The following is an 11,728-nucleotide window of genomic DNA, read 5'->3' as shown; positions in this document are numbered from 1 at the left end:
ATAAAGGTCGCTGAAATCGACTTAAGGAATCCATATCGATGAATCTTCAACGTGTTACCTATGTCTCCGAACACCTGTTACCCTTGACACCGGTCTATACAATGGGAGAGGGGTTGGGGAGAGGGTGAGCATCAAGCGATTGATGTAATTGAAGTGTAAATTGCACTTACCCAACAATCCTTGTATTGGGTATTGTTTCGATTGATGAGCGTGCTGATGGATACTCCCCCTCTCCCCCGGCCCCTCTCCCGCAAGGGGAGAGGAGAGCGGCTCTCTCCATCTGTTTGGCACTCTGCTGATTGGTAATTTTTAACCTTCATCTTCTGTTTGGTTATCTCTTTTTATGTCACCAATCTCGATAGGCTAGAGAAACCAACTGAAACTAACCCGTTAGTAATATATCGACCCATGTTAAGTTGCTATCGAAAAACTATTTCTCCAATAATCTGGGCATCAGCTCCACCAGATTGCAGGGGCGTGTCCGGTAATCGAGTTGAGCGGAGATCAATTTACTCCAACCATCCTTACAGGCACCGGTAGAACCCGGCAGACAAAAGACAAAGGTGCCATTGGCGACACCGGCGATCGCCCGGGACTGCATCGTCGATGTGCCGATGATCTCATATGAGAGGGAGCGGAACATCTCACCGAAACCGATGATAATCTTATCCAGCAGGGGTTCAACCGCCTCCGGTGTACCATCCCTTCCTGTCAACCCTGTACCACCGGTGGTGATAATCACCTGCACATCCGGATTGGCTATCCACTCGGAAATCACCGCCCTGATCTGATAGCGATCATCTTTCACGATGCGCTTGTCGGCCAGTTGATGCCCAGCCTCTTCGAGCATGCTCTTGAGCTTTTGGCCGGATTTGTCATTCTCTTCCGTTCGACTGTCCGATACAGTCATCACGCTGATATTCAAAGGGATAAACTGACGTTCGTCACTCATCTTGTAGGCTCCGTAGATCTCATTCTATTCATCAGGAAAAACAATCGATAGCATGCCAGCTGCAAGGCGCAATTCCTTGATCAAGATCAGAACACGAGGATTGCTTGCGCCCCATATCCTGGCTGACAGGCAAACTCATCAGGGTCGTTTGCTGTAGGCGTCATCGAACAATAACTCGAGACCCTGATGGGCACCTCTCAAGCCATCGATAACGTCCTTGGCCCAATCGAAATAGGCCTGTCGTCGGGACAGGTCCCAGCCTTTCGGGGGACTATGGGCGATGTCCCGCAGATTGGCGATTTTGTCAGCCAGCTTTACCAGCTTGGCCTTTTCAGAGAGATTGGGGGCATGGTGTATCTGCATCGCTTTACGTTCAAGCCTGGAGAGGGATTGATCGTCAGACACTTCCATCACCAGGCTGGCGACAACCAATCCGAACTCGGCCTCGATCTCTTCAAAGGTAGTTTCCGTATCCTCGATCGTATCATGCAGCAAGGCAGTTATCAGTGTCTCTGTATCGTAGACCTCCCCTTCATTCACCAGGATATCCATCAAGCTGATGGGGTGGTTGACATAGGGGGTCTCCTGGACATCCTTACGTCGTTGGTCTCGATGCTTGCGGGCGGAAAATGCCAAGGCTTTGACGATCAATTGAAGTAGATTGTTATTCATAGTCAGTTTTAGATTGTACGCATCGCGCTTCTTTAGAAGAGAGTATCTCACCTGTCGCTGTCAGGATTAAATGCTTCGCTCACAATTCGGGCTGGCTTTAAGCCCTGAATATGACATATTCAATCTTCGGATCAATTATTATAGTGTTCAAGCAAGCCTTTCTCATCATCTACCATATCGGCCTCCTGATAGAGCCAGATGGTAAATACGGAACCCTTACCCAACTCAGACCTGACACCGATATCACCACCATATTTCTTGATCAGGCTGTAGCTGACCGAAAGCCCCAGACCGGTACCTTCACCAGTAGGCTTCCCGCTGTTGAACGGATTGAAGATGGAACCCAGTCTTTCCGGTGCAATGCCACGGCCATTGTCAATCACTTCAATCACCACGCCTTTACTCTCCCAGTCGGAACTGCGCAGGCTGATCTTCCCATCCTGCTGGTGCAGTGCATGGACGGCATTCACCACCAGGTTGACCAACACCTGCTGCAACTCCTGTGAATTGATCTTGACCTGTTTGGTTGCCTGCAGATCCAGATTGATTTCAAAGTCGCTCTTGCTGCGCAGATGGCGCACCAATACCAAAGTGTGCTCGATCACACTGTTAACATCGGTGTAGGTGCTCTCACCGCTCATCTGATCGGTGCGGGCGTACTGCAGCAGACTGTTAATGATATCCTTGATGCGGAAGATCTGCTCGATCACCAGATCGATCTCCTCTTTTACCGGCTCGGCATCCTTGCCCAGCTCGGCTACCAACAGATCCAGGTTTCCAAGCATTACCGCCGTCGGATTGTTGATTTCATGGGCGACCCCGGCCGTCAGCTCACCGAGTGCAGCCAGTTTTTCCGCATTGATCAACTGTGCCCTGGTCTGCTTGAGGGTTTGAATCATGCTCAGTAATCGCTCATTCTTCAACTTCAGTTCCGTTGTTCGCTCCTCCACCTTCTCCTCAAGCTGATCCGTCCACTCCTGCATCTGCCGGTTACGCTGTTGCAGAAGATCCAACAACAGATCAAACTCTTTCGCCAGAACGCCAATCTCGTCTGTGGATGAGATCCGACCGATACGTCTGGTATAGCCTTCACGGGTGGCGCGAACCACGCTCATCATCATTTCCAAAGGTTTGAATATCGATTTTGCTCCCCTGATGGAGAGTAGCGAGGATAACAACATCAACGCCAGAAAAAGCAGGATCAGTACTACCAATGCCTGCCAGAGTGCGTTACGTGATGGTGCTTCAAGAAAACCGGCATACAACATGCCGACCCGTTCGCCATTCACATCGATAATCGGTTGGTAGGCTGAGATATACCAATCATTAACTACAAATGCCCGATCGATCCATTTTTTTCCATGCTCCAGCACCTGGGTTCGCACCTCATCAGAAACCCGGGTACCCAGTGCTCTTTCATTCACAGCACGTGGTACATTGGTTGTGATCCGCACATCATCAAGAAATACCGTCACTGTACCGATGCTGCCCTCGGGCAGACTGCCCGGACCATACACAAGATCCCTGATGGTATCGACAAACTTGAAATTACCATTCAGCAACACCCCGCCATCCAGTATCGCCACCACCACTCCTCTTGAATTCTTCACTGGATAGAGAGCCCTGATCATCATACCCCGCTCTTCCACCTGCTGATCGGTCGGTCTGGCTCTGGGAGTTTCGAGCAATGGCAGTGCAACCCTGTTCGCCAATCCTGAGGATTGGGTTTCAAGTGCTTCAGCAGAGAAGATCTCAATCGCCACTTTCGGCGTCCCCTGCAGGGCAATCAATAGGGAGGGAGATGGGTGGGCTCTCTGAGGCAGTTCGGCATCTGTCGTAAATAAGATCCTGCCATCCAATCCCAGCAGATGCAGATAGGAGAAATCGTTCTGCTGTCGGATCTTCTCCAGCTGTTGATGGATCACTCCACCACTTTTCGATTCCAGTGCGGTATTGAACGTATAGGACTCAGCCAAGCGGGCCAGGGTATTGAGATAGTCCTGTTTCAGACGATGGAAGTTATCCTCGGCCACCGAGAGGTCCGTGTTGACCTTGATAAACAGCTGCTCATAACTGAACTGGGAGCCCCAGTAGATGGCCAGCCCAAGTGCGATCGGCATAATCAGTAGAATCGGGAACAGTACCAGCACCAGCATTTTATAACGCAGGGTGCTCTGAATGGTACGGATAAGTTTCAACACGGATTCAGGTGATTCCCCAGGCCTGTGCTTTACGCTCAAGTGTCTTGCGTGAAATCCCCAACACCCGGGCCGCGGCCGACTTGTTGCCTCCATGAAGTTCCAGCACCTTCAGGATATGCCGTTTCTCAACTGCCTCAAGCTGCAATGAAGCTTCCGATTGCTCAGGAATCGCCTCACCGTCCTGTTTTTCAGTACCGGTGATGCAAAGACTCGGCGAGCGATTCAACAGCAGGCAGCGCTCAATCACATTCTTCAATTCCCGTACATTTCCAGGCCATTCGTAGTGCAACAGCAACTCTATCTCGTTCTCACCCAACACCGGGACATCGATCCCCAGATCGGAAGCCAGCGTATGCATGAAATGGTTGGCCAGCAGCGGTATATCCTCACGTCGCTCCCTTAAGGCCGGCATGCGCAGTGTAAGCACATTGAGTCGATAGTAGAGATCTTCGCGGAACTCCCCTTTTTGCACCTCATTGCCCAGATCCCGGTTGGTGGCAGCGATAATCCGTACGTCGACAGGAACCTCCCGGTTGGAACCGACAGGGCGGATGGTACGCTCTTCAAGAGAACGCAATAGGTGTGCCTGCATCGATAGGGGCATCTCACCAATCTCATCAAGGAACAGGGTCCCTCCATTGGCGTAGGTAAACAGCCCATCCCGGGAGAGGTGAGCGCCGGTGAAAGCACCTTTGACATGCCCGAACAGCTCACTCTCCAGCAACTCGGCACTCATCGCGCCACAGTTAACCGGTACAAAACTGCCTGAGCGGTTGCTTAAATCGTGTATCGCCCGGGCAGCCAGCTCTTTACCGGTACCCGATTCACCTTCGATCAACACCGTGGATGGCATTGGAGCCACCCGTTTGACCACTTCACACAAGGCGTGCATCTGTTGACATTCACCGACGATGCCGGAACTGTCGTAGATCTGATCCACTTGGCGTCGCAGCACGAAGTTTTCACGCTGCATCTTCTGTCGATCCAGATAGCGCTCCACGGATGCCACCATCTGCTCCATACGGAACGGCTTCATGATGAAGTCCTCGGCACCGGCCCTGAGCGCGGAGATGGCCGTCTCCAGGTCTGCATGGGCAGTCATGAAGATCACCCCGGTGGTCCCACCCTGCTCACGCAGCTCTCTTACCCACTCAACTCCACCCCGGTGTCCTGGCAGGCGAATATCCGTAATAATCAGATCAAAATGGCAGTGTCTTCGCAGCTCTTCGGCAGTAGACACATCCTTGGCGGTCTCCACCAGCCCGAAATGGCGTCTCAGCCCTTTTTGCAGAAAGCTGAGGATACCCGGCTCATCGTCAACGATGAGCACCGAGGTCATTCGGCTGGTTGTACCTTCCTTGTGGTAAACGCTTGTGGACTCATCCCGAACCACGAGCTCTTCAGTTTTAATATTCATTGAGTACTGTTCTATCAAGGCAATCCACCGACGGCTGGGTGAGACAAAATGTCCAACAAAAAGTGTGTCAATCTGGGACCATTTGTCTCAATTTTGGACTCCCTTGAACAGCACAGGGAGAAACCGACAGCTAAAGAATGCAGAAATTGTGTTTATTATCCTGCCATTATCTACATAGTAGACAATGCAGGTCCATTTGCTATTGCAAATACCATGACAACTTTCCCAGATAAGAGTGGCACCACTCTTGCAATTAAAATCCACACAACCATAGATAACGACTGATTTTCTAGGCATTTGTTCAATGGTTGCACACGACTGTTTAAGTCTGCTGAAAAGAAATAAAACACACTTAAATTATGTTTTTGTTAAGCAACATATCCGGATCAATCGCTGTACCCACACTTTAATTGGACGATTTAGTGATAGCGAAATGTAGAACGCAATGAGGCAAATCCCAATGAATAAAAATATGGTGAAACACTTATTCACACTCCTGTTGATGACACTGCTTATACCTTTGAATACAGCCAATGCAGACGCTAACAAAATCATCAGACTGGCCACCACAACCAGTACCGACAATTCAGGACTGCTGAAAGAACTGTTACCGGAATTTCAAGCCGACACCGGTTATAACGTCCATGTAATTGCGGTCGGTACCGGTAAAGCACTGCGTATGGGACGTGACGGCGATGTGGATGTGGTTCTGGTACACGCCAGGACAGCAGAAGATGATTTTGTCGCACAGGGACATGGTGAAAAACGATTCGGTGTGATGTACAACGACTTTGTGATCGTCGGCCCTCAAACGGACCCTGCCGGATTATCAAAAGCCAAGAATGCCACCACGGCCCTGCAACTTATCGCTGAGCATCAGGCGACCTTCGTCTCCCGCGGGGATGATTCCGGCACCCATAAGAAAGAGTTGGGCCTATGGAATAAGGCGGCAGTCGATCCACAGGGGCAATGGTATCGTGAAGCCGGCCAGGGAATGGGTAAAGTGCTGCAGATCGCAGCAGAAATGGATGCCTACACCCTAACCGACCGGGGAACATGGCTTGCCTATGAAAAGAAGTCTCCGCTGAAAATCGGTTTTGAGGGCGATCCCCTGCTGTTCAACCCCTATGGCATTATCGCGGTGAATCCACAGCGTTATCCAGACACCAACCATCGGGGTGCCCAGACACTGATCCGCTGGCTGATCTCACCGGAGGGTCAGGAACGCATCAATAATTTTCGCATAGGCAGTAACCGTCTCTTTACCCCATCCGCCGATGCTGGAGAGTTTGCCGCGGCGAAACATTAACCAAATGGAATCCTTAACCACCACAACGCTGGCAGCCCTTGAATTGCTGTTCAGCGGTAACCCTGAACTTTGGGAGATCATTGCCATCTCCTTCAGAGTATCAGGGGTTGCCATACTGGTGGCGTCACCACCGGCTCTGCTGGTCGCTTTCATACTTGCCTACTACCAATTCCCCGGCAGACGTCTGCTGATCTCCATCAACAGCACTCTGCTCTCAGTGCCCGCCGTGGTAGTCGGCCTGACCCTTTTCATACTGCTCTCCAGACAAGGTCCGCTTGGGGAGTGGAAGTTGCTGTTCACCCAAACGGCTATGGTGCTTGGCCAGATCGCGCTTGCTTTTCCGATTCTTGTCGCCATGGGTCACTCGGCACTGCAAGCCTGTGACCGTAGAGCCTGGGAGACGGCACGCACCCTGGGTGCAACACCAATACGGGCGTTGATTACCATCATGCGGGAAGCGCGCTTTGGCCTGATGGCTGCACTGCTTGCGGCTTTTGGTCGCATCATTGCCGAGGTTGGGGCTTCAATGATGCTTGGCGGCAACATTCTCCACTATACCCGCAACATTCCGACCGCCATCGCATTGGAATCGAGTAAGGGTGAATTCGCTCAGGGCATCGCTCTGGGTCTGGTTCTACTGATTCTGGCTTTCACTCTGAACGCCTTCCTGCAGCACTTTCAAGGTAAGGGGCAACCAGCCTGATGACTACAGCAGATCAATTCAATGTCCAGTGCCTGAAAAAACACTTTGCTAAACGGCAGGTGTTGGACGAGGTCGCCTTCTCCCTTCAAGCCGGACAGACCCACCTGTTGAGTGGCGATAATGGGGCGGGTAAAACCACCCTGTTGCGTATTCTGGCCGGACTGGAGAAACCGGACAGCATCCAGATCGATCTGGGAAAAGGGCCACTCAACTGGCGTCATGTCAAAAAAACCCTGCAGCATCATGCTCTCTATCTTCATCAACACCCCTATATGTTTGACGGCACAGTAACCTACAACCTGGACTACGCCATCGGTGCGAAACTGACCAAGCGGGAGCGTCAGCTACAGATCGACAAAGCCCTGGAGTGGGCCGATCTACGGCAGTTGTCACACGCTCCGGCGAAAACACTGTCCGGTGGCGAGAAACAACGGGTCTCCCTGGCCCGGGCCTGGCTGAAGAGACCGTCAATCCTGTTGCTCGATGAACCCACCTCCAACCTGGACCAGGAATCGAGACATCGAACACTTGGTTTGCTGGAAGCCTTCAAAAGCGATGGCACAGCCATGCTGCTGGCCAGCCACGATCCCATGCACTTCCCCTCACTGATAGACCAACACTTACGCCTGGATCAGGGTAAACTGATACGCATCGATGATCAGAAACTGTTCGAATTCGATCAGACTCACCCAAACTTCAGGAGTACGGCGTGAACGACCGTTCAGATTACACCGCAGTCATCCTGGCCGGTGGCCGGGGAAGTCGTATGGGCGGCAATGACAAAGGCCTGGTCCTGCTTGATGGTAAACCACTGATCGAACATGTCATCAACACCATCGCACCCCAGGTTGGGCATCTGCTGATCAACGCCAACCGAAACATGGCGGACTATCAGAGATTCGGTTATCCGGTGATTCGTGATGAACTGAGTGGCTACCAGGGACCCTTGGCGGGCATCTACTCCGCATTGGAACAGATCACTACCCCGAATCTGATCACCGTACCCTGCGACGGTCCCAGATTACCAAAAGATCTGGTAGCCCGACTGGCAAGCGCCCGTGAAGACGCAGATGCAGATATTGCGGTGGCTCACGACGGCAAGCGCCTGCAACCGGTGTATGCCCTGATCGGGAAAAAACTGCGGCCAAGCCTGAAGGCGTACCTGGACGGCGGCGATCGGAAAATCGATCTCTGGTACGCGCAACATAAAATGGTTACGGCCGACTTTTCCGATATTCCTGAAACCTTTCTGAACATCAATACGCCAGAGGAAAGGAATGAATTCGAACAACCCCAAACCGCTGAACGTTAAGGGCGTAGGGATGATCGATTATCCGATCCCCCTGCTCGGCATCATAGCCTACAGTGGCACCGGTAAAACCACCCTGTTGACCAAACTGCTGCCGATCCTCAAAGCGGCAGGCCTGAGGGTCGCGGTGATGAAACATGCGCAGCATCAGTTTGAGATCGATCACCCTCATAAAGACAGTTATGAACTGCGTAAATCCGGTGCGAGCCAGATGCTGGTCGCCTCCAGAGGACGGATGGCACTGATTGTCGAGACCGATGACCGGAATGAACCGGATCTGCAGTCCACCCTGCCTCATCTCGACCATCACGCCCTCGACCTGGTGCTGGTGGAGGGATTCAAACACGCCCCCATACAAAAAATTGAGTTGCACCGGCCTAAATTGGGCAAGCCGTTGATCTGCCAGACGGACTCAAACGTTATTGCCATCGCCACGGATGAGGCGATATGCTCTCTACCGGAGGGTTTACCGGTTTTGGATCTCAACCAACCGGAAGCTATTGCAAACTTCATACGTCAACAGCTCTATCGATTCGGAGAACGCCCCATTCATGACCCGGCAAGCCACCAATCCTCAAACCAGTTGCGCTGATCCCGAACCATCCAGCACCCTCCGGGTTGCTGCAGCCCGAGAGGCGATCCAGAGTGGTATCAAGCCGATCCTGACCACTGAACGGCTGGCACTGCGCGATGCTCTGGGCCGGGTGCTGGCACAACCAATCATCTCCCCACTCGATGTTCCCGGCCATACCAACTCCGCGATGGATGGCTATGCTCTGAAGGGCTCAGATCTGCAATCTTCCTCTATTACAAGTTTCAAACTGATCGGCACTACCGTGGCCGGTCAACCCTTTCCAGGTCATTGCCAATCCGGTGAGTGTATTCGCATCATGACCGGCGCGCCGATGCCCGAAGGTACGGACACGGTCATCATGCAGGAGCAGGCGAAGCTCGATGAGACGCAAATGGTCTCTTTCACCTCGCAACACAAACAGGGACAGAATGTGCGTCATGCCGGTGAGGATATTGCCAAAGGCAGCCGTGTGCTGGAACCGGGCAGGCGCCTGACGGCTGCCGATCTGGGGGTCATGGCATCACTCGGCTTTGGAGAGGTCAGCGTCAGACGCAGACCCCGTGTCGCCTTCTTCTCCACCGGCGATGAATTGCGCGGTATCGGTGAATCCCTGAGAGAGGGGGATGTCTACGACAGTAACCGTTACAGTCTCTACGGCATGCTGAAAAACTGTGGCGTGGATCTGCTCGATATGGGAGTAATCAAAGATGACCCGGAAGCCTTGCGTCAGGCCTTCCAGGCAGCCGCTGCAGAGGCGGATATGGTGATCTCATCCGGCGGCGTTTCGGTTGGTGAAGCCGACTACACAAAAAAGATCCTGCAACAGCTGGGTGAAATCCACTTCTGGAAAATCGCCATGAAACCAGGGCGCCCCCTGGCATTTGGCGAACTGGGACAAACCCGCTTCTTTGGCCTGCCCGGTAACCCGGTGGCGGTCATGGTCACTTTCTATCAGTTCGTTCTGCCGGCCATACACTACATGGCCACTGGCAAGCCCTATCAACCTTTCACCCTGACGGCAGTCTGTCATGACACACTCCGCAAGCGGCCTGGGCGATATGAGTTTATACGGGGTCTTTTTTCCACCACTGACGATGGTCAGCTCAGGGTTGAGTCCGTTGGTCAACAGGGCTCGGGAATTCTCACTTCAATGAGTCGTGGAAACTGCTTTATCCTACTGCCGGAAAGTTGCGCCGGGGTCAGTGAAGGGGACCAGGTTGTGATTCAACCCTTCGCATCATTAAGTCTTGAGTGAATAACCACACTGAGGATATTTACTTAAGGTAGGAAAGGATGCTCAGCACCCCTTTTCAAAACAGATAAGCAAGCGTTCCAGGGTAGTCCACTCCTCATCCGTCAACTTGCCATTCAGAGCAGCCCGCTCAATTTTTGCCACCACCTCTCGGGTTTTCGGTGAGAGACGCTGATTCATCTGACGTACTGACATCAGCAGGGTTTCCAGATTATCCCCATCTGAGACGGCAGGCTGTTTACGTCCTTTGATCTTCGGATATTGATACTCCACCCCTTCCACCGGGTGCTGAACATCCATATAACCTTCAGGCAGATCGAGACCGGTTTCGATCCGTCTGGCAACCACATCCCCCATGTTGCGCCTTCCTGTAACCATCTGGCTCACATGGGCTGGCGTCAGGCCAACCTTTTCGGAAAACTCCCGCTGGGAATGAAAACGGTCAATCTGATCCAACAGATTGGCTTTACGTATCGTCTTGATATTCATGGTCGGAAAACAATAGCAAATTGCTATATGACTGGCCATGCACATATTGCTACTCATTTAGCTTTGTGCTAATGTTCTCCCTCAATATGGATATGAAAACATTTATTGCAACGGAAGGTCGCGAGGCAGCCACCCGTCTGGCAGCAAAGTGCGGTACCAAATATATCTACCTGACTCAGATCGCCTCTGGTTTTAGAAAGCCCAGTGGAAGGTTGACCCTGTTACTTGAACGCCATTCCGGGGCTATATTGAGCAGACATGAGTTACGACCTGACCTCTACCCCAAAGAACAGAGCGAACAACAGAAGCCAAAACGCTCTACCTGATTATTCGCTACAGCAACAAGGAATCGATTATTGTTACATGGAAAACTTAAAGCAGCGCCCTCTTACTCAAACAGACTGAAAAGCTATTGTGAGGAGTTTTCAGAATTCAACTCACGCTGTGAACAACTCTGTCGAGCATTTGATCATATTGCAACTCATCACGACAGCATCAGCAGTTTTTCTGTAAGAGGTATGAAACAGAACGCGTTATGGCTTAAATGGCGCATGAAAGAGATGGAACAGAAATTGACACGGCTTTATGAGGAGACTCGCCAGACCCCTTCCGATCATATTTGACTCGTTTACTGAAGTAGTGTGAGGTCATTCATAAGCTATCTTACTAACACATCCTTAAGAGTCATCGCTCGTTTTAACTTCCGGAAAAGAACGGACTTATTTGTAGTAATCACGACCCGATCTGACAGTTACCGGATTTTCCGGAGGTGACTGTCAGGTTAAGTTCAATTCAAGAACTTCTCCTGCCAGATTTGTTTCCCATCCTCCCAGGTTTCCATGGGGGTACG

At 51.7% G+C, this 11,728-nt stretch carries 13 protein-coding genes; 8 read left to right on the top strand and 5 right to left on the bottom strand.

What is annotated here, in order from left to right:
• Window positions 1-430: 430 nt before the first annotated feature.
• From moaB to AC4IE8_RS03855, 4 genes are all read right to left on the bottom strand, one after another.
• Window positions 431-952, bottom strand: a complete 522-nt coding sequence (moaB, locus tag AC4IE8_RS03870; protein ID WP_068992866.1) for a molybdenum cofactor biosynthesis protein B — start codon at window positions 950-952, stop codon at window positions 431-433.
• Between the two features lie 138 nt (window positions 953-1,090).
• On the bottom strand, window positions 1,091-1,624 hold the full coding sequence (locus tag AC4IE8_RS03865; RefSeq protein WP_068992869.1) for an HD domain-containing protein: 534 nt from the start codon (window positions 1,622-1,624) through the stop codon (window positions 1,091-1,093).
• 131 nt (window positions 1,625-1,755) lie between these two features.
• Complete coding sequence (locus AC4IE8_RS03860) at window positions 1,756-3,825, bottom strand: sensor histidine kinase (RefSeq protein WP_490790374.1); 2,070 nt, start codon at window positions 3,823-3,825, stop codon at window positions 1,756-1,758.
• Between the two features lie 4 nt (window positions 3,826-3,829).
• The gene (locus AC4IE8_RS03855; protein ID WP_490790373.1) at window positions 3,830-5,242 is read right to left on the bottom strand and encodes a sigma-54-dependent transcriptional regulator; all 1,413 of its coding nucleotides are present in this window, start codon (window positions 5,240-5,242) and stop codon (window positions 3,830-3,832) included.
• Between the two features lie 48 nt (window positions 5,243-5,290).
• Between AC4IE8_RS03855 and AC4IE8_RS03850 the strand changes: the two genes are divergently transcribed.
• The 7 genes from AC4IE8_RS03850 to moeA all read left to right on the top strand — a co-directional run bounded on the left by AC4IE8_RS03850 (window position 5,291) and on the right by moeA (window position 10,392).
• Window positions 5,291-5,527, top strand: coding sequence for a hypothetical protein (locus tag AC4IE8_RS03850; protein ID WP_490790372.1), 237 nt, complete (start codon window positions 5,291-5,293; stop codon window positions 5,525-5,527).
• A gap of 175 nt (window positions 5,528-5,702) precedes the next feature.
• Complete coding sequence (locus AC4IE8_RS03845) at window positions 5,703-6,551, top strand: ABC transporter substrate-binding protein (protein WP_490790371.1); 849 nt, start codon at window positions 5,703-5,705, stop codon at window positions 6,549-6,551.
• A 4-nt stretch (window positions 6,552-6,555) separates the two neighbouring features.
• The gene (locus AC4IE8_RS03840) at window positions 6,556-7,254 is read left to right on the top strand and encodes an ABC transporter permease (protein WP_068992876.1); all 699 of its coding nucleotides are present in this window, start codon (window positions 6,556-6,558) and stop codon (window positions 7,252-7,254) included.
• Window positions 7,254-7,967 carry an ABC transporter ATP-binding protein gene (locus AC4IE8_RS03835; RefSeq protein ID WP_068992879.1) on the top strand — a complete coding sequence of 238 codons (714 nt, stop codon included), beginning with the start codon at window positions 7,254-7,256 and terminating at the stop codon, window positions 7,965-7,967. The genes AC4IE8_RS03840 and AC4IE8_RS03835 overlap by 1 nt, the downstream gene beginning before the upstream one ends.
• Window positions 7,964-8,566 carry a molybdenum cofactor guanylyltransferase MobA gene (gene mobA, locus AC4IE8_RS03830; RefSeq protein ID WP_068992882.1) on the top strand — a complete coding sequence of 201 codons (603 nt, stop codon included), beginning with the start codon at window positions 7,964-7,966 and terminating at the stop codon, window positions 8,564-8,566. Before AC4IE8_RS03835 ends, mobA begins: the two co-directional genes overlap by 4 nt.
• Window positions 8,532-9,155, top strand: coding sequence for a molybdopterin-guanine dinucleotide biosynthesis protein B (gene mobB / locus AC4IE8_RS03825; protein ID WP_490790370.1), 624 nt, complete (start codon window positions 8,532-8,534; stop codon window positions 9,153-9,155). Before mobA ends, mobB begins: the two co-directional genes overlap by 35 nt.
• Window positions 9,115-10,392 (top strand): molybdopterin molybdotransferase MoeA, encoded by a 1,278-nt coding sequence (moeA, locus tag AC4IE8_RS03820; protein ID WP_068992888.1) that lies wholly within the window; start codon window positions 9,115-9,117, stop codon window positions 10,390-10,392. The genes mobB and moeA overlap by 41 nt, the downstream gene beginning before the upstream one ends.
• Window positions 10,393-10,434: 42 nt before the next feature.
• On the opposite strand, the gene AC4IE8_RS03815 is transcribed toward moeA, so the two are convergent.
• Window positions 10,435-10,878 carry a helix-turn-helix domain-containing protein gene (locus tag AC4IE8_RS03815; protein ID WP_490790369.1) on the bottom strand — a complete coding sequence of 148 codons (444 nt, stop codon included), beginning with the start codon at window positions 10,876-10,878 and terminating at the stop codon, window positions 10,435-10,437.
• A gap of 92 nt (window positions 10,879-10,970) precedes the next feature.
• Here AC4IE8_RS03815 and AC4IE8_RS03810 point away from each other — a divergent pair, with 92 nt between their 5' ends.
• Window positions 10,971-11,204, top strand: coding sequence for a hypothetical protein (locus tag AC4IE8_RS03810; RefSeq protein WP_490790368.1), 234 nt, complete (start codon window positions 10,971-10,973; stop codon window positions 11,202-11,204).
• Window positions 11,205-11,728 lie beyond the last annotated feature (524 nt).

The organism is Candidatus Thiodiazotropha sp. AKAK2, from assembly GCF_058244685.1.
The sequence above is the reverse complement of the archived record's forward strand: the minus strand, read 5'-3'. Positions and strand labels throughout refer to the sequence as shown.

Excerpts from the sequence above, each read along its gene's own strand:
- AC4IE8_RS03815 (WP_490790369.1), bottom strand. The coding sequence starts at position 10,878 with ATGAATATCAAGACGATACGTAAAGCCAATCTGTTGGATCAGATTGAC.
- AC4IE8_RS03845 (WP_490790371.1), top strand. The coding sequence starts at position 5,703 with ATGAATAAAAATATGGTGAAACACTTATTCACACTCCTGTTGATGACA.
- AC4IE8_RS03810 (WP_490790368.1), top strand. The coding sequence starts at position 10,971 with ATGAAAACATTTATTGCAACGGAAGGTCGCGAGGCAGCCACCCGTCTG.
- moaB (WP_068992866.1), bottom strand. The coding sequence starts at position 952 with ATGAGTGACGAACGTCAGTTTATCCCTTTGAATATCAGCGTGATGACT.
- AC4IE8_RS03850 (WP_490790372.1), top strand. The coding sequence starts at position 5,291 with ATGTCCAACAAAAAGTGTGTCAATCTGGGACCATTTGTCTCAATTTTG.
- AC4IE8_RS03835 (WP_068992879.1), top strand. The coding sequence starts at position 7,254 with ATGACTACAGCAGATCAATTCAATGTCCAGTGCCTGAAAAAACACTTT.
- mobB (WP_490790370.1), top strand. The coding sequence starts at position 8,532 with ATGAATTCGAACAACCCCAAACCGCTGAACGTTAAGGGCGTAGGGATG.
- AC4IE8_RS03840 (WP_068992876.1), top strand. The coding sequence starts at position 6,556 with ATGGAATCCTTAACCACCACAACGCTGGCAGCCCTTGAATTGCTGTTC.
- AC4IE8_RS03865 (WP_068992869.1), bottom strand. The coding sequence starts at position 1,624 with ATGAATAACAATCTACTTCAATTGATCGTCAAAGCCTTGGCATTTTCC.
- AC4IE8_RS03855 (WP_490790373.1), bottom strand. The coding sequence starts at position 5,242 with ATGAATATTAAAACTGAAGAGCTCGTGGTTCGGGATGAGTCCACAAGC.
- moeA (WP_068992888.1), top strand. The coding sequence starts at position 9,115 with ATGACCCGGCAAGCCACCAATCCTCAAACCAGTTGCGCTGATCCCGAA.